We start from the raw sequence: 18,907 nt of genomic DNA, 5'->3' as shown, positions 1-18,907 counted from the left end.
GAAGGTTGGCTGCTCTGTCCGCGCCCCAGAGGGGTACCGGTATCCCAGCACTCAATCCCATCAATAACCAACCGATGGTTGGCTGCACTGTCCGCGCCCCAGAGGGGCGCCGGTATCCTAGCCCCAACGATCCGTCAGAATACGACCCCGTAGGGGTCGCGGTATAAAAAGTTTCCAAGTAGCCAGCAAGGCCTCTTCTTGAAACACGATCAAAATATCCATTAAAACAAAAAACCGCATATATGGAGTTGTATTCAGGAGAACACAGCAGTTTCTTTGACCCATGGCCAACACCTATTCACAAGCCTATCTGCACATCGTCTTCAGCACGAAGTTCCGCAGGAACCTCATTGAAAAATCCTGGAAGGACGACCTGAATGCCTACGTCGCCGGCATTATCCGGAATCATGGACAACGCGTGGTCATCGTCAACAGTATGCCGGATCACATCCACATCTTCTATGTCCAACGCCCCCACATGGCTCCGGCAGCGTTAATGCAAAACGTAAAATCGAGAAGCTCTGTTTGGGTAAAGAAAAATCACCCTACGGTACAAAACTTCCAATGGCAGGAAGGCTTCGGCATGTTCTCCTGCTCGCCGCATGAGGTGGAGAAGATCTACAACTACATAAAGAACCAGGAAGCGCACCACCAGCGGGAAGACTCGCTGAAAGAATTCATCCGGCTCCTTCAGGAATATAAAGTCGATTACGAGGCACGCTACCTCACCGACTGAACTTACTCATCCGGACCCGTGATCGTCCGTAATATCCGTGTAGTCCGTGTGCTAAAACTTCACGCACCGAAGTCAATCCTCCGACCGCCGCAAGTCCCTCGCCAGTCGCATCAGGATCCGGTCACGGTAAACGAAATCATCGATCGCATCCTCCGCCATCACCGGGATGGCCGCCGGCTCCGCGGGTAAGGTCGCGCGAAGTCGCGCGCGGAAATCCGAAAGGACCGCCGGATCGGTAATTGTGCTTTCCCGAAGCAGCGACTCCAACTCTTCGTTCAATTGCAAGGCATCCTTCCAATTGCCCAACTCCCGGATCAGCCAACTCAACGCATAGAAATAGGTCGACTGAACCGTCAATGCCATTACCCCCTTCGGTGTCGATGGCAACTTATTGAACGGCGAACCGACGATCTCCTTCGTACAGTACTTCTTCAGCCGTTCGTCGACTACCGGGACTTTCGCCAAACGCAAGCGTCCCTGCAAGACCGCCGCGTAAATGCTGAACCAGCGCAGCTTGCGGCGCAACTCGTGCAGCCCGCCTTCGAGCTGGTGAGGATTCAGCTCCCCATCGCGGTACTGCTCCTCTGTCTTTTCCAATTCACGGGCGAGGAATTCACCCAGACGATTCCGGAACTTACCATCTTCTTCCACCACATGCACGGCCACCAGGTCGCGTACCTGGCGGAGCGCTTCCCCTGACCACCAACCGTCCTGCTCCAGGATCAGGGCCAACTGCTTCAACTCCTGCTTGTAGGTTTTTCCGTAACGCGCGGCGGCGAACTTCGCCAGCCCTTTGATCCCGCCGATCTGTTCAAGCATCGCTTCGGCATGGTCCATCGCGCCGAGGATGTCTTCGAGCTGCTTGAAACGGTCGTACAACGGATCGAACGCCTTTTTATCCAGCATGCCCCGACCGATACGACTCAGCGCCTCCAGGCGAAAAAGGATCGAGCGGGCATCGCTCTTGTAAAAAGCTTCCGCCGGATCAGGACGACGCTTGCATTTGCGCAAGACCTCGTCCAGCGCTTGTAACCAGGGTTCGAAAAATCGGAGCATGACGTTCGTTTCGCATTCCAAGATACGAAAGGAACCCCAGCCTCATCGACGCGAAGGCACGCCTTTGTACTTGACGCAGATGTAAAGAAAGATCACGCGCGAATACCGGAACACCAGCGGCGTGGTCAGGATCGCGACGGCCGTGGCGATCCCCAGGAAAGTCCAGATGTAATCGCCGATGCCACCCATCACCAGGTAGAAGATCGCAGCGGTGATGATCATCAAGCCGACCATCAGCGCATAGCTCACATACGCGGCACCGAAATAAAAACCGGGCTCCACGCGAAGGTCCTGCCCGCAGACCGGACAAGTGGCAGGCATATCGCCCACATGCTTCAGGTCGTAAGCATTCGGATGCGTAAAAACGGAATGTTCCCGACAAGCCGGACACTTCATACCGGCGATCGAGAGAAACAAATTGGGGCGGGGAGGATGAGCCATTGTGTGGACAAAGATAAGTCAGTCCGGGAATAACTGCCGGTGACTTTGGTCACTGGCGGAAGTTTAGCGAATAGCCAATAGCGAATAGCGAATAGTGGTGGTGTGCATGGGGAACCTTTCTGCATTGATCACACTTTTGCCTTAGAGCGTGTGCCATGCGCATGACAGGATTTTCATGTTTGAATACTTAACGATAACAGGCCAAATCAAGAACCCCGAGCCTGTTTTCTGATATTTGAGTGTAGGTGAGCACGCATCTCCGGTGTCAATTCAACAACCGGAAACTCGAAACTCGAAACTCGGAACCCCAAACAAGCTCTATTCGCTGTTCGCTATTGGCTATTCGCTAACAAGACCAAAATCCCCCAAATCCCCCGATTTTCCTGACTTTTATCAGTTGCTGCGCATACCCCTTTTAGCTTAAATTTAAGGTGCAGTTAGGGAATCAAGGGAAGGGAGGAAAGTAGGGATGTCAACCTGATCACCCATGAATACACGGCCCGGCTTTTTTTCGCCAGCTTTTTCAGGCCACTCACCATGACCCGGTTCTCATTTTATCCGGGCCCTGCTCCCACTTTGCTCTTCCACATCCATATGCAATATTAAAAAGCACTCGCCATGAAAGTTTATGATGACAAACACATCAAGAACGTCGTGCTTGTCGGCGCACCCAAGTCCGGCAAGACGACGTTATCTGAAGCCATGCTCTTCGAGGCCGGACTGATCAACCGTCGCGGCACCGTCGAAGAGAAGAACACCGTCTCCGATTACCACGAGATCGAACACGAACGCGGCAACTCGGTCTACGCGACCTCGATGCACACCGAGTGGAAAGACTATAAGATCAACATCATCGACACACCCGGCCTCGACGACTTCATCGGTGAGGTCATCGCCGCACTGCGGGTCGCCGATACGGCGGTGATGTTACTCAACGCCGAGAACGGCGTCGAGATCGGTTCCGAACTCATCTGGAACTACGTTGAAAAATTCCAGAAGCCGATCCTGTTCGCCGTCAACCACCTCGATCACCAGAAAGCCGACTTCGACGAAACCGTCCGCCAGGCGCAGGAGCGATTCGGCAAGGCGATCACCCTGATGCAATATCCCGTCAAGACGGGCGACGGCTTCAATGCGATCATCGACCTGCTCAAGATGACGATGTACCGCTATCCGGCCACCGGCGGCAAACCCGAAAAGCTGCCCATCCCCGCGGAGGAAATGGAAAAAGCCAACCGGCTCCACAACGAACTCGTCGAGAAGGCCGCCGAGAACGACGAGCAACTCATGGCTACCTATTTTGAAAAGGGCAACCTCGACGAAGACGAACTCCGCCAGGGGCTCAAGCTCGGCATGCTGCACCACGACGTGTACCCGGTCTTCTGCCTCTCCGCCAAGCGCGACATGGGCAGCGGCCGACTCATGGGCTTCATCGACAACGTAGCTCCTTCCGCTACCGAACTGTTACCCGAGAAACTCGAAAACGACGGCGAACTCGCCTGCGATCCGAAAGGACCCAAGGCGCTCTTCGTCTTCAAGACCCTGATCGAACCGCACCTGGGCAAGCTCACCTTCTTCAAGGTCATGTCGGGTGAGATCAACACGGGCGATGAATTGTACAATCCCATCACCGGCCATACGGAGCGCCTCAACCAGCTCTTCATCATGGACGGCAAGAACCGCAACGCCATCAACAAGCTGGTTGCCGGCGACATCGGCGCGACACTCAAGTTGAAAGACACGCTGACCAACCACACGCTCTGCGCAGCGGGCAAGGATTTCCAATTCGACCCGATCCACTTCCCGGCTCCGCGCCTGCAAACCGCCATCGTGGCGAAGAACAAGGCCGACGACGAAAAACTCGGCACCGTCCTGCAGGAGATCCACCAGGAAGATCCGACCCTGGAAGTCGACTACAACCGCGAACTCAAGCAGGTGTTGTTGGGTTCACAGGGCGAATTGCACCTGGCCGTCACGAAATGGCGGCTGGAAAAGGTCTATCACCTCGCCGTGGAATTCGAGAAGCCGCGCATCCCGTACCGCGAGACCATCGTGAAAGCCTCGATGGCCTCGTACCGGCACAAGAAGCAGAGCGGCGGCGCCGGTCAGTTCGGAGAAGTGTACCTCAAGATCGAACCCTACCACGACGGCATGCCGGAACCGCACGAGCACCACGTACGCGACAAGGAAGTACTCGACCTGCCCTGGGGCGGTAAGCTGGTCTTCTACAACTGCATCGTCGGTGGTGTGATCGACCAGCGGTTCATCCCCTCGATCCAGAAAGGCATCATGGAAAAGATGCACGAAGGTCCGGTGACGGGCTCCTACGTACGCGACATCCGCGTGATCGTGTACGACGGCAAGATGCATCCCGTCGACTCCAACGACATCTCCTTCAAGATCGCCGGCATGATGGCCTTCAAGGAAGCCTTCCACCAGGCCGAGCCGCGCGCATCCTCGAGCCGGTGTACGAGATCGAAGTCATGGTGCCCGAAGAACTGATGGGCGACGTGGTCACCGACCTCCAAGGCCGGCGCTCGATCATCCTCGGCATGGACAGCAAAGGCAAGTACCAGGTCATCAAAGCCCGCGCGCCCCTGGCGGAACTCGACAAGTACTCCACCTCCTTACGCTCCATCACACAGGGCCGCGGCAGCTACTCCGGAAAATTTCTCGAATATGCGCCCGTCCCCGGCGAAATTCAACGCAAACTCGCCGAAGGATACAAGGCGACGGAGCAACATTGAGCTATTATTCCTGTATGCAATAACAAGGGCCGGTACCATTACCGGCCTTTGTTATTCAATTTACATCGTATCTGTGGCCCATCACCACCGTTTCCGCCCGCTTGGCAGCATGGCGATAAATTGCAATTACAGCAGATTACCATGAATCTAGTCCGAAATTATTGATGCAGTATACCCTTGCGATCTTCTGCCGAAATTGTTCGCATCGTTTCGGCTTCACCCCCGCAAAGTCACCTTAACACCTTGTTCATACTGCGCCAGGAAGGCTACAATCTGAACCTCTATTAACTTTGATTTTCGCTTACGCTTTGTTAATAGATTAGTTTATAGGGATGCTATCTTGTGGGGCGTATCATCTTCAATTAACGGCTGAGCAGGTCAGCCAACAATAACACCCTGTGTTAACTCCAAAAATTGTCTATAAAAAATAAAATTTGGGAAGCCCATTCATCCAAAGGAAACTGAAATCATTTCATCAGTTTCAATCAATCTTAACCACTTTCCTTGAAAACAACTCCTCCCCACAAAATACGCTGATATAATAAACTCCGGGTAAGAATGAACTTAAATCCATCTTATACTGATACTTTCCAGCCATTAATGGAACACTTGATCCTTCCGTCCACAATAAATGACCTAGATTATCAAATATCTTAACCGCTACCATTGCCTTTTCCTTCAAGTCTAAGATCAAATAGGCATTACCCACCGCCGGATTCGGTGTAATCTCAACAGAAGTGGCGTCCTTTTGACCTAAGGGTGTTCTGGAGTCTGGTCCTTTCAATCGCTGGGGAGGTGCTGGCGCACAAATTCCCAAATTTACATTATCAATTGAAGCATAGAACTCGCTCCCTTCCTTCGCTTCAAAGCCATGCTCCAATTCAATATAATCATTTGCCTTAAATAAGGTCTGAGACCCCGACTCCAGGACATAATTTCCATGCGTCGATCCGGGATCCACATAGCGGCCTGCCAAGATAAAGGATTCGGAGTCCCATGCCAATATTCTATCGGCCACAGTATTATTCTGAAATTTCCATTGGGGTGCTCCTTTTCTTACTTTTCCTCCGTTGAAATCTATCTTGTAACGGTTAATATTCTTCTGGTTAGTAGTCCAATTCTGAAAATACAACTCCGAATTTGGCTTTACATCGAATACCATATCGTATAAGCTTACGCAAGGTTCGATGGTTACTTTGGCGTTCGATTCAATATGATAAATGGAACTATAGCGATGATCTTGGGTAGGATAACTTCCTGTGCTATTAAAATCAACAAACAAATCCGTTTGATTGGGGAGTTTCGAAATATAATTTGGCGAATAGGGATCCGTAGTATTATATGGCCCACCATTCAATGGATCGGCACTCTGCTGCAATAAATCTGGCAGAAAAGGATAAGTGCCTGAAATAGTCTTAAACGTGTAGCCACTTGGAAAGGTCAAATTGTTAGCTGAAATGGAAACCTCCGAAGGATTATAAATAACCATTTCTGATGGGTTTATTTTAGTTAAGTCAATGTTCCGATTAACGGTATATTGATGCACTATCGGGGCATTTTGCGCTTGCCAAACACCTCCAACATTTTCAAATCCACTAGGAGCTTTTCCAGAGGCGTCCCTTATACCCGTTGAAACAATTATTGATCTATCAGGTATTGACAAATGTTCAACATATCTCGATCCAGGTCCAGGATTATACTCAAATATATCATTAACTGACCGAACATCAGCATACGCATTATATAATATTTGACAGAAGTCATCGTCTGCCGGAACAAAGGGATGCATATTGCAAACATCTCCTTTGATACTTGAGTAGCTATCGCAAGTGGATGAAGGATCATATATACTATATTCACAAAAAGGCGCATCCGTATATGATGAAGCACTACTTAGAGGTTGACAAATTACTGGTCTGATGGTTACATCATACTGCGATGGTGATGGAGAAACTGATGAATTGGATACTGTAAAGGGATATCTACGCATCATACCTCGAGTTAGATCAACATATAAATTAAACTGATCGAGCACCGGATCAGTTGCAAACTGCCCGCAATGTACTGATATAGTTATTTTTAAAACGGAATGAGGAATTACCAATCTACTAATATCAAATCCTGGCCTGACAAATCCAACGGAAGAGAGGACAAGGGGGATACTTTGATCATTCATTGCAAATAGAAGTTCTCCGGCAGGCCCATATTGTCTTTCAAAAACCTTACTTTGGATCTTGTTATACAATCCACTCGCATTTGTTGGCAAACTGACCGAGTAATCCCATCTATTATACAAAGGGTTATAAAGTCCGTCTGATGGGACATCCAATATTCTCAGGCTACCTCCATCATTACATCCAGGCTCGAATGCACAATCCATTGAAAACGGAAATGAAACAAGCTCTATATCAAATGTCATTATCAAGTTATTAATGTCGATGGCGGCAAGATTACCTAAAAATCTATTCGGATCGGCCCATGGCAATTGTTCCGCTGTGATTAAAAACTCGCCTTCATAGCCATATAGTCGTCGAAAATATCCGCCGTCATAAATACCATATGGGCGTGCATAATCATCATGATTTATTCCTGTCCAATCAATATAGTTATTGACGACATCTTGCGACTTCAAATTGAAGATGGGATAAAACACCACACATAAAAAGAGTATTGTTCCTTTCATAAAACAATTATTTTTCTAACAAATTGTATATTTTTCTCATTCACTTTTACTATCATCATACCACTTTCATAAATCCTGAAGCGGATCTTATTCGGTTCGACCAGGAAGAAATCCGTAGGAATTTCGTGACCCGAGATATTGAGCAAATGCACATTCCTAATAGAGCAGAGAGCCGGGATCTCCAACACAATGTCTTGTCCCTGAACGGCAGGGTTTGGAAATGTCAAGATGTTGATACCGGCATTAGATACGGGAAACAGGTTCGTCATGACTGATGCTGTGGAAGCAATAGACATGGCCGGCACTGAATCGATGTTTCTAAATCCGCCTCCGGCATAAAGCAAGTTATTGTACTCCAGAAGACGATAGACTATCCCATCGGTTCCTCCGCCCGGCATGTACTGTTGGTTCTCTAAAACACCGATATCTTCCGGCACCTCAAAATGCCCGCAAACAATTAAATGCTGGTTAAACTTCACTACATCGTAGATTCCCGATATAATACTATCCGGACTTGGCATGGGATTCCACGCATTATTATAGTATTTACTAATTCCCCTTGAAGTATTGATTCCAACCGGAGTAAAATTTCCACAAGCGTAAAGCGTGTCGTCACAAACTCTTAGCCTTGTCACTATGTTGTTAAACCCTTGACCAAGCGCATAAAATCTCCCTAAACTATACAGGGCAGTTTTTCCCATAGTAACTCCATTGATCCAAGTGAACTGCCCACCAACAAGCAAACCAGTATCGCAAACTGCAAGAGTATAGACATAGTCATCGATGTAATTCGCTACCGCAACCCATGATCCCCCATCCCATTTTGCCAAAAACCGAATAGCAGTCGCACCCGATTGATCGAAATAACCGCTTGCAAAAAGTGTATCCTGATAAACTGCTAGATCCGTAACTACATCGTCAAAACCTGCCCCAAGTGGCTCCCATGAAGTGCCATTGAAAATGACAACATTCGAAACTGGAACTCCATCAACCGAATCTATATATCCAGCTGCTACTAATTGACCATTGAATTCTTCGATCGATGTGATACTTGAGCCTCCAGAAAAACCTAAGCCACTTGATTGCGAATGCCATCCTTGTCCATCCCAATAAGCTACTTTATCTATTCGATTAGCTCCGGAATAATCAAAGTTGCCGGCTACATACAATTTTCCATCAAACACGAGCATATCCCGTATTGTACCATCTACCCCATTTCCTGTTGGGGTCCAGGCAGCGAAAGTGATATGGCTAGCCAGCAGAAAACAAACCAGCAATAGTACATTCCCAGGTTGAAACAATTTCATGAGCATTAATTTCATTAGTGCCACTATTTTTCGAGCACCTTTATTCTGCTCTCCAACTGAATAATATATAAATGCAACTCCTCTATTTTTCTGAGTAATTTACCTTGAATGGAGGCTACGTCGATCCCTTCCTCTTCCACGTCTTTCGAAGTTGGTATTCCAGGGAGATGCCTATTATCCCGTACATATCTTTCCAAATCAGCAATGCTCAACAATTCATAATCCAGATTAAACACGTCATCTGCCCAAAAACTGGACGTCTTATCTGCAATTCTTAACTTTTCAGTTAAGATGCCTCCAGTCACGTACATTTTATAGGTACCCGGCAAGGAAAGCGGGTCGCCAATCACGAGTTTTGACAGCGGATTGAAGCTTCCATAAAAGTAGTAGTTCGCATCTGTGGGGCAGAGTTTCTTGTAAAAGGCGTAGGAGGGTCTGGAACAAATTTGTATGCCGCCCCCTCCCGGATCATCAATCCTCAAATAACCGTTTGCGTCAACGAAAACACTTCTGATACTGTCTGAGCTTACCGAATCAAGCTTGATCGTTCCATTCAATACGATCTGACCCGTTGGATCAATTCTAATCCGGTCAATATTCTTCGATCGTATTGTAAAGGCCGCGGAATCTACCGTCCCAATGAAATTAGAATCAGGATTACTATTGGCATTCCCCATCATCGTCCAATCATCCCGGTCCGGCTCCGTCAGGTCGATCTTGACGTCGGGTTTGGTGCAACCGTTGGCATCGGTAACCAGCACTGCATATGTGCCGGCCATGAGGTTGGAGAGGTTCTGGGTGCTTTGGCCGGAGTTCCAGGAATAGGTGTACGGCATCACCCCGCCGGTGACCGTGGTGGTCACACTGCCGTTGGAGCAGTTGTAACAGGTCGTGTGGTGGCCGTTGGGGTAGGTCGGGGCTGTCAATTCCACCTCGATTGAAACGGGTTGCGTGAGCGTGATACTGGCCGTTACGCCAACACCGTTCAGGTCCTTGACCAGCACCGTGTACTCGCCGGCTTTCAGGTCTGCCAGGTCCTGCGTGAAATTTCCATTGCTCCACTGATAGGTATAAGGTGCAACACCGCCGGAAACCGTCAGGTCAATGGCGCCATCATCGCTGCTCTTGCAACTGAGGTTGTACCCGTTGTGCAGCGGACTGGTGATGCTGACAATATGCAAAGGCGTGGGCTGTGTCAGACTGGTCGACAGTTGCAACTGGCATTGGTTGACATCCCGGACAATCACCGAATACGATCCGCTCGGCAGGTCGTGATTCGTCTCCGTCTCGGCTCCATTGCTCCACTGATAGGTATAGGGCGTCGCGCCGCCGCCGATGACAGCGGTGATCCAGCCGTCGGCAGCCCCTTGCGCGGAAACGTTGAGCCCGCCTCCATAGGTCGAAACGTCGAGCGATCCGGTCAGGGCCTCCGAGGCAATCAGCGTATAGCTCTTGGTGATGGTGTCCTGCGCAGCATCAATAACGGAAATAGAATATGTACCGGCTGCCAGGTTGGTAATGGTCTTCGTATATGCACCCGTTGACCACTGAAAAGAATAAGGCGGCTGTCCGCCAACGATGATCGCCTCCAGGGTGCCATCACTGGCTCCGTTGCAACTCACATGGTATCCACCATTATACACGGAAGGGTTAAATGTCACATCCAAGGATTGTCCGGAGACTCCGAAGGACAACAGCAATAACACAAGGGAAAATCCCCCCCCCCTTAAAATATTCGAAAAATGAAGTTTGATTGATTTTGTTTTCATGACTACGGATTAAAACGTTAACGACATCAAAGGATAACAATTCAATTTCTAAATGCAAGAGAAAAGAAAAATTTAACATCGTAAAATAAGATGATGTTTGTCATAAAAAATAATTATTTCATTTTTTGTAAAAAAATCTTCATTTAATTAAAAATAAATACGAAGGTAGATTGGAAAAAAGTTCCGGCCCACCCTTATTTCACCCATGTGTTCAATCACTCCCCTTTCACCACCAATCGCCCGTGGGATGCTTTGGTATCTTCTAATGAAACAGTAGAAAGATCATGGAACAGGCCCTTGGATCGCACAATCGCCTAATTGGAAAAGCAAGCATTCAACGATCAAGCGCCACCTGTCGGAGCGAAGACGATATCCTGACGGAGGCTCCCGGGTGCCCAATGGTAATGGTACCGGAATCAGGCCGGAGGGTACTCCACGGGCCTTCGAAACATCGTTCGGATAGGCGTTAAACACAACGCGCGAATGCCCGCCTTGCTAAAATCCAGGAAAAGCCCATTTTTAACACATTCCGGCACCGATTTTCAGCTAAAAAATGAACCATTCGCAAGGTTTTGGCGTAAATAGGTCTCCCGTTTGCCCTCCCTGACCCGAACTTCATACGAATGAATTTGTTCTCTTCTGACCGGTCCCGACCGGCTGGAAGCTGCGGCATTTGCATTCACCCCATGTTGAACACTCTTCACAGAAAACACCGAGAACGGACTTGCTTCCCCTGTACCTTTGTGATTCGAATTCCCTCAGACTCAATATGAAAAGATTCTTCTCCCTGCTTGTGCTGTTGAGCGCATGGACTTCCCTCGTCCAGGCGCAGATCACCTTCTCGAAAGAGTACGGCGGCTTCTACGATGAAGACGGTCGTTGGATGGAACAGACATCCGATTCCGGATTCGTGATGGTAGGAGGTACGGAAACCTATTCCAACGGACAAAGCGACATCTGGCTGGTGCGCACCGACGCGTACGGCAATGTGCTGTGGAACCGGTCCTACGGCGACACGCAATTCGATTTCGCCAACATGGTGCGCATCACCAGCGACGGTGGTTTCGTCATCGCGGGCTTCACCGGCTCCTTCGGCGCTGTGAACAACGATGGCTGGATCATCAAGACCGACGGCAGCGGCAACATCCAATGGACGCGCATGATCGGCGATAACGGCATTCAGGAAATCGAAGCGATCATTCAAACCACCGACGGGGGTTATGCCGCCCTGGGTTATAATCAAAGCACCGGAACACAATGGTACGACATGTGGCTCATCCGCCTCAATGCCAACGGCACGGTACGCTGGCAGAAGAACATCGGCGGACAAGGCTACGAGATCGGTAACTCACTGCAACAGACGCCGGACGGAGGATTCATCCTGAATGGTCAATCGTACAGCTACGGCCTCGAAGACGGCGACTATGTTCTCTACAAGACCGACAGCGCCGGTACCGTGCAGTGGTACAAGAACTATGACTTCGCCGGTCTCCAGGAATCCCATCACGTTTGCTATACTCCGGCCGATGGCGGTTTCCTGATGGTGGGCGATGCCGATGATACACCGAACGGACTCGGAGACACCGATATCTTCCTCATCAAAACCGACGCGAACGGCGATACACTCTGGACGAAAAACCTCGGCGGTACCAAGAAAGACGGTGGCAAGACCGTCGAAGTGACCAGCGATGGGGGTTATATCATTGGTGGAATTACCCGCTCCTTCGGTCTCATCAATCCGAATTATTACCTCGGTAAACTGGATGCCTCCGGCAATCTGGAATGGGAAAACGTAACCTACGGTTCCGCTTATCACGATCACGCTTACCGTGCCATCGAAACTTCCGACGGCGGGTACGCCAACTTCGGCTACTTCCGCAACGCTTCGAATTATCAGAATTACGCTCTGGTGAAACTCGGTCCGGGCGGCGGCGTGACAAAAGATGTCGCCATTGACAATTACAATTACCCGCTGACTTCCCTGTGCAGGAGCGCCGGTGTTCCCATTTCCCTGAAGTTGACCAACTACGGCGCTACGAATGAAACGAATATTCCGGTCGTCGTGGTAATTGATAACGGCTCACAACAGTGGACCTTGCACGATACGCTGACCACCGCACTTGCGCCTTCCAATTCCGCTACCCTCTTATTTGATCAGACCTTCGACTTTACGACGGTCGGCACCTGGAACCTGACTGCTTACATTCCACACCGGAACAGCGACATCTCCTATTCCAACGACACCAGTTACCTCACCGTGGAAGTCGTCCTGCCTTCCCAGGACCCGAACACCACTTCGGCGGTTTCCTGTAACGCCGGCTCTGTGAACCTGCGCGCCAGCGCACTCGCGGCAACCGACTCGCTCTTCTGGTACGATGCGTCGACCGGCGGCAACCTGGTCGGCACCGGCACGAGCTATACGACACCGAGCCTGTCGTCTACTACGGATTATTTCGTCGAAGCCGTCCGCGGTAAAGGATCAAAGGTCGGCCCGGTCGACAACACCATCGGCGGCGGCGGATCTTCTTCCAACGGAGAACTGCGATTCGACAGCCGCACCAACTTCAAACTGGTTTCGGTAAAGGTGTACGCGAGCTCTGCCGGCAACCGGATCATCGAATTACGCAACGGAGCTGGCAACCTCCTGCAATCCAAAACCATCAACCTGCCGGTGGGCGAAAGTCGGGTTTACCTGAACTTCGACGTGCCGCAGGAAAACGATCTCACGCTCGGGCTTGGTGCCGGTAGCCTCGGGCTCTTCCGGAATAACTCCGGTGTTTCGTATCCATACGATGTTTCCCGTACGCTGGAGATCTACGGCTCCAACAGCGGCCCGAACTTCTATTACTACTTCTACGATTGGTATGTCTTCGTTCCGTATCAGAACTGCGCTTCCAACCGTGTTACCGCCAGCGCGCAGATCGGCAGCGGCGCTTCGAACGCGTTCGACCGCTCCCGTTGCGGCAACGGCAGCGTAACCCTCAGCGCCAACTCTCCTGACGCACTCACCTGGTGGGATGCGGCCAGCGGCGGCACACAGGTAGGCAGCGGTTCCTCCTACTCCACACCCGGCCTCAGCAGCACCACCAGTTACTACCTGCAGGCCGGCTCCTGCCCCAGCCGCATCGAAGTACAGGCGATCATCAACGCGCAATCCTCCGCACCGACCGCTTCCGATGTGACGAACTGCGGTCCCGGCGCGGTGACCCTGACCGCATCCTCTCCTGACCCGATCTCCTGGTACAACCTCGCCAGCAACGGCTTCCTCCTGGGCAGCGGCAGCAGTTATATAACGCCTTACCTCACCGAAACCGATACGTTCTACGCGGTGGCTGGCACGGCTTGTCCCTCCTCCGCGGTCGCGGTCCGCGCGATCATCAACTCCGCCGCCGCGCCTACCGGCACCGATGCCTCCGCTTGCGGACCTGCTTCCGTAACACTCTCCGCCACTTCCACCGATCCGATCGAATGGTATGACGCGGCCATCGGCGGTAACCTCGTCGGCACCGGCCCGACACTCGTTACGCCGGTACTCGGCGCGACGACCACCTATTACGCGCAAGCGGTTGGAGGTTGTGCCTCCGTTCGCACGCCCGTGACAGCCAACATCACGGTGGTCAGTCCTCCGGTAGGTACCAGTGCATCGCGTTGCGGCAGTGGCACGCTCGTGATCTCCGCTGCTTCGATCGATCCCGTCACCTGGTGGGATGCCGCAAGCGGCGGAACGCAGATCGGCAGCGGCATCAACTTCACCACCCCGGTACTGACATCGACTACGACCTACTACGCGGAAGCCGCCAACAATGGCTGCTCCAGTACGCGCACGGCGGTCGATGCGGAGATCATCGTTACTCCTCCTCCAACGGTGACGAGCGGAAGCGTCTGTATTTCCGGATCTGTCACCCTCACGGCCAGCTCCACCGATTCCATCGCCTGGTACGACGCGCCGACGGGTGGCAACCTGCTCGGTACCGGTAGCAGCTTCACAACACCTGTGATCAACAGCACAACCAGCTACTACGTGGAGGCAGGCTTGAGTTGTCCGAGCGTACGGGTTCCCGTGGATGCAATCGTCGCTGGCCCGTCCAGTACACCGACGGTAACAGGTGCTTCGAATTGCGGCAGTGGTAGTGTTACCCTGACAGCCAGCTCCCCTGATCCGATATCCTGGTACGACGCGCCAAGCGGCGGCACATTGCTCGGCACCGGCTCTTCATTCACCACTCCTGTCATCTCGACAACAACGACCTACTATGCCATCGCCGGTATCACGGGATGTGAAAGCGCACCGGCTTCCGTTGATGCGGAGATCCTGCCACTGGCCGCTGATCCCGTTACGACCGGAGCTTCGAACTGCGGCCCGGGCTCGCTGACATTAAACGCAACAGCGGCAGATCCGATGAGCTGGTACGATGCCCCGAGCAACGGTACGCTCATTGCCACCGGCACCAGCTATACGTCGACCTTCAGCGCCACAACCACCTACTACGTGATCGCCAACAACGGCACCTGTCCGAGCAACCCGGTCCCCGTTACCGCCACGATCAACACGCTTCCGGTCGTCAGCCTCGGCCCGGATACGGTGAACATCCTATCCGGCCAAACCGTCACCCTCGATGCCGGCGCGGGATTCAGTAGTTACCTCTGGAGCACGACGGCAACCACCCAAACCATCAACACCGGCGTTAGCGGGACGTATTCGGTCACCGTTACCGATGGCAACGGCTGCACCGGTAGCGACTCCATTGTGGTGAACATCATCACAGGACTGAATGCCATCAGCGGCGACATCCAGCTCAACATCTTCCCCAATCCGTCGAACGGGCGTGTCGAAGTGACGGCGGTGGGTGTATCGGAATCCTTCGAGTTGCGCATCACCGACCAACTTGGTCGTGTGATCTTCTTCGAACCGGTCCGGCAGACGAACATCTATCGCAAGAGCATCGACCTGTCAGAAAAAGCGCAGGGTGTTTACTTCCTTCAGCTCAGCACTTCGAAGGGACGTGTTACCCGTGCTTTGATCATCGAATAAAATAATCCTCGTAAACGGAAAAATCGTTTAACCACCTCTGTATGAAACTATCCTTGAAAACACTCCTGTTTGTCGCGACCATCTTCTGTTGCGCCATTACCTCACGTGCACAGACCAGTTGGGAAAAGCTGTTCTCCCGCACCAGCACGGATGCCTTCAGAAATGTTGCGGAATGTCCGTCAGGCGGCTACATCGCTGTCGGCTATACCTCCAGTTGGTCTCCGAATGATACCGACGCGTACGTGGTTCGGCTCAATACCTCAGGCGACACAATTTGGACGCGCCGCATCAACGGCACCGGCAGCAGGAAGGACTTGCTCTATAAGGTGATCAACACCAACGACGGCAATTACGCCATGTGCGGCTACTCGACGAGCTACGGCGCCGGAACGGAAGACGTATTGATCATCAAGATGGACGACAATGGGAACATCCTCTGGACCAAGACCTGGGGCGGGACCGGTCGAGACCGCGCGCAGGAGATCGTCCAGACGAGCGATAACGGATACATCGTTTGCGGCTATACCACATCCCCTCCGGCGCAATACTTCGACGGCTTCCTCCTCAAGTTGAACGCCAGCGGCGACACAACCTGGTCGCGTCGCTATGGAACAGCACTCTTCGAGGATTTCAACTCGGTGAAACAGCTTGCCGATGGTGGTTATATCGCCGGCGGACAGGGTAACAACGGTGGTAACGGACTTGATCAGTACCTCGTGCGTACCAATTCTTCCGGTGATACGACCTGGACTAAGCGATTCGGAACGCTCGGCACTGATAACATTGAATACATCCACCCGGTTGCGGACGGATTCCTGCTGGCAGGCGGAACGGATGGTACCGGCTCCGACGGCAACAACGGCTATATCGTCAAGACCGATCTGAGCGGAGTGGTTGTCTGGACCAAAGTATACGGAGGTTCACTGGCCGACGATTTTCACGAGATCGAGCCGACACTCGACGGTAACTTCATTCTCAGCGGCACCACCAGCAGCTCCGGTCCGATCGATCCGAACATGTGGATGTTCAAGGTCGACGCGAACGGCGACTCCATCTGGGCACGCACCTACGGCGGCAATAACCACGACCACGGGTACAGCGCCATGCCGACCTCCGATGGCGGCTACATCTTCGCCGGTTATAGTTCAAGCTTCGGCTTCAACTACGAGGAAGCGTATCTCGTAAAGACCGACGCGAATGGACTGCTTTCGAATTTCCTCACCTACATCACGATCTTCAGTCTTGCTTCACCACTCGAAGGCGTTTGCGGCAACGCGACGCAGCAAGTCAAGGTCGTTCTGCGGAATTTCGGTCGCGATACGGTACCGAACATTCCGATCACCGTCAACATCACGGGCGCCATCACGCAGACCCTGAACTTCAACTATGCGGGACCGCTGTTTCCGGAAGACGCGGACACAGTCACCTTCCTCTCCACGATCAACACCTCCGGTGGTGGTGCATTCAATTTCGGGTGTGTAACCGGTACCACGAACGACGTTTACCCGGCTAACAACCGCTTCGACACCACGCGTACCATCATCGCATTCTCCACCGCCCCGACGACTACCGGCGCGGCGCGATGCGGTCCCGGCAGTGTGACCCTTTCCGCTTCAGCTACCGATCCGATCTTGTGGTACAGTGCGTCGACCGGCGGAGCGTTGCTGGGCTCCGGCAACACCTATAACACGCCTTCCATTTCGAGTACTACCACCTACTATGCTCAAGCCGGCAGCACTTGTCCGTCGAATCGAGTAGCAGCAGTCGCGACGATCAATACGGCCGTAGCCGATCCGGTGACCACCGGTGCGGATCGTTGCGGATCGGGTTCGTTGACGCTGACCGCGACCGCAAGCGATCCGGTTACCTGGTGGGACGCCGCTTCCGGCGGTACACAAGTCGGATCGGGCAATAGTTTCGTTACGCCGAATCTGACGACTACCACGACGTACTATGCCCAGGCTTCCAACGGCCCTTGCTCCAGTGCACGGATTCCTACCGTGGCGACCATCAATACCCAACCCAATACACCGACTACAACCGGCGCTTTCAACTGCGGACCCGGCACCGTTACACTTGGCGCTTCATCTTCCGCTTCACTGGTGACCTGGTGGGATGCGGCGAGCGGCGGCAACCAGGTAGCAACCGGCTTGAGTTACACGACACCGGTGCTCAGCAGCACCACCACCTATTATGTAGAAGCTTCCAACGGGACTTGTCCTTCATCGGCGCGCGCGTCGGTGGTCGCGACCATTCGGTCCATCACCCCTGACCCCGGCACAAGTGGAGGCGCACGCTGCGGAAGCGGCACTGTTACGCTCAGCGCGACCAGCGCGCAAACACTGATCTGGTACAGTAGCCCGGGCGGCGCTCAGGTGGGAGTCGGCGCTTCGTTCACCACGCCGTTCCTAACGACCAGTACTACCTACTATGTACAGGCTACCGATGGATTCTGTCCGAGCCAGTATGTGGCGGTACAAGCCGTCATCAATACGCCTCCGTCGGTGTTCCTCGGAAACGACACGACCGTGTTGGCAACCTCCTACCAGCTCAACGCGGGATCGGGCTTCACCGGCTATAACTGGAACAGCGGAGCCGGCACCGCTCAGACATTCACCGTCACCACACCCGGCACCTATTGCGTGGTCGTGACGGATGGTAACGGATGCACGGCGACGGATTGCATTTTCGTCGACCTGATCACCGGTATCAACGAACAATCCGACTGGTTCGCGATGGTTTACCCGAACCCCGCGCATGAACAACTGACGATCCGGTTCGGTGGCGTTCAACCGAAAACGCTGTCGTTCCGCATCCTGCACATGAATGGACAACTCGTGCAGGAAACCGAACACAGTGAACTGTCCGCTACCCGGGAGATTTCCATTCCGCTCAACGGACTGGCTGCCGGCGCCTACCTGCTGCAAGTGCGGAGCGACCGTGGCGAACAATCCATCCGCTTCACCGTGAAATAAAACAAGACTTCTTTTTTGTGTACGACGCCCGGATAACCGGGCGTCGTTTTTTTTTGCTGCATACGTATTCATGCAGTCAATTGGCGGACTTCTATATCCCGTTTGCCCACTTTTCCCGCTTTATCTGCCAAATATCATTGACCTGCGGAATCGTTCGGGGT

The 18,907-nt window shown here is 52.4% G+C and carries 8 protein-coding genes and 1 pseudogene; 4 read left to right on the top strand and 5 right to left on the bottom strand.

Translation table 11 applies throughout. From position 1 onward, the window contains the following. The first annotated feature begins 283 nt into the window (after positions 1–283). A complete protein-coding gene (gene tnpA / locus IPJ96_02440; GenBank protein ID MBK7909205.1) occupies positions 284–736 on the top strand; it encodes an IS200/IS605 family transposase in 453 nt (150 codons plus the stop codon). A gap of 72 nt (positions 737–808) precedes the next feature. Here the strand turns inward: tnpA and IPJ96_02435 are convergent, their stop codons facing one another. Together IPJ96_02435 and IPJ96_02430 are read right to left on the bottom strand one after the other, a co-directional pair. Further along, positions 809–1,792 (bottom strand): hypothetical protein, encoded by a 984-nt coding sequence (locus IPJ96_02435; protein ID MBK7909204.1) that lies wholly within the window; start codon positions 1,790–1,792, stop codon positions 809–811. Between the two features lie 42 nt (positions 1,793–1,834). Continuing rightward, positions 1,835–2,233 (bottom strand): DUF983 domain-containing protein, encoded by a 399-nt coding sequence (locus IPJ96_02430; GenBank protein MBK7909203.1) that lies wholly within the window; start codon positions 2,231–2,233, stop codon positions 1,835–1,837. 618 nt (positions 2,234–2,851) lie between these two features. On the opposite strand from IPJ96_02430, the pseudogene IPJ96_02425 reads away from it, so the two are divergent. Next, positions 2,852–4,980 (top strand): annotated as a pseudogene (locus tag IPJ96_02425) (elongation factor G). 481 nt (positions 4,981–5,461) lie between these two features. On the opposite strand, the gene IPJ96_02420 reads toward IPJ96_02425, so the two are convergent. The 3 genes from IPJ96_02420 to IPJ96_02410 are packed head-to-tail and all read right to left on the bottom strand — an operon-like array spanning position 5,462 to position 10,676. Continuing rightward, complete coding sequence (locus IPJ96_02420) at positions 5,462–7,663, bottom strand: T9SS type A sorting domain-containing protein (GenBank protein ID MBK7909202.1); 2,202 nt, start codon at positions 7,661–7,663, stop codon at positions 5,462–5,464. After that, positions 7,660–8,970, bottom strand: coding sequence for a T9SS type A sorting domain-containing protein (locus IPJ96_02415; protein MBK7909201.1), 1,311 nt, complete (start codon positions 8,968–8,970; stop codon positions 7,660–7,662). The genes IPJ96_02420 and IPJ96_02415 overlap by 4 nt, the downstream gene beginning before the upstream one ends. Positions 8,971–8,993: 23 nt before the next feature. After that, the gene (locus IPJ96_02410; GenBank protein MBK7909200.1) at positions 8,994–10,676 is read right to left on the bottom strand and encodes a SprB repeat-containing protein; all 1,683 of its coding nucleotides are present in this window, start codon (positions 10,674–10,676) and stop codon (positions 8,994–8,996) included. An 832-nt stretch (positions 10,677–11,508) separates the two neighbouring features. Here IPJ96_02410 and IPJ96_02405 point away from each other — a divergent pair. Both IPJ96_02405 and IPJ96_02400 read left to right on the top strand, forming a co-directional pair. Beyond that, positions 11,509–15,771 (top strand): T9SS type A sorting domain-containing protein, encoded by a 4,263-nt coding sequence (locus IPJ96_02405; GenBank protein ID MBK7909199.1) that lies wholly within the window; start codon positions 11,509–11,511, stop codon positions 15,769–15,771. 41 nt (positions 15,772–15,812) lie between these two features. Further along, the gene (locus IPJ96_02400; GenBank protein ID MBK7909198.1) at positions 15,813–18,746 is read left to right on the top strand and encodes a T9SS type A sorting domain-containing protein; all 2,934 of its coding nucleotides are present in this window, start codon (positions 15,813–15,815) and stop codon (positions 18,744–18,746) included. Positions 18,747–18,907 lie beyond the last annotated feature (161 nt).

The sequence above is a fragment of the Bacteroidota bacterium genome, from assembly GCA_016713765.1.
Taxonomy (GTDB): Bacteria; Bacteroidota; Bacteroidia; order AKYH767-A; family 2013-40CM-41-45; genus Pollutiaquabacter; species Pollutiaquabacter aromativorans.
This window is presented reverse-complemented; position numbering and strand designations above follow the sequence as displayed.

Excerpts from the sequence above, each read along its gene's own strand:
- IPJ96_02415 (MBK7909201.1), bottom strand. The coding sequence starts at position 8,970 with ATGAAATTGTTTCAACCTGGGAATGTACTATTGCTGGTTTGTTTTCTG.
- IPJ96_02420 (MBK7909202.1), bottom strand. The coding sequence starts at position 7,663 with ATGAAAGGAACAATACTCTTTTTATGTGTGGTGTTTTATCCCATCTTC.
- IPJ96_02430 (MBK7909203.1), bottom strand. The coding sequence starts at position 2,233 with ATGGCTCATCCTCCCCGCCCCAATTTGTTTCTCTCGATCGCCGGTATG.
- IPJ96_02435 (MBK7909204.1), bottom strand. The coding sequence starts at position 1,792 with ATGCTCCGATTTTTCGAACCCTGGTTACAAGCGCTGGACGAGGTCTTG.
- tnpA (MBK7909205.1), top strand. The coding sequence starts at position 284 with ATGGCCAACACCTATTCACAAGCCTATCTGCACATCGTCTTCAGCACG.
- IPJ96_02400 (MBK7909198.1), top strand. The coding sequence starts at position 15,813 with ATGAAACTATCCTTGAAAACACTCCTGTTTGTCGCGACCATCTTCTGT.
- IPJ96_02405 (MBK7909199.1), top strand. The coding sequence starts at position 11,509 with ATGAAAAGATTCTTCTCCCTGCTTGTGCTGTTGAGCGCATGGACTTCC.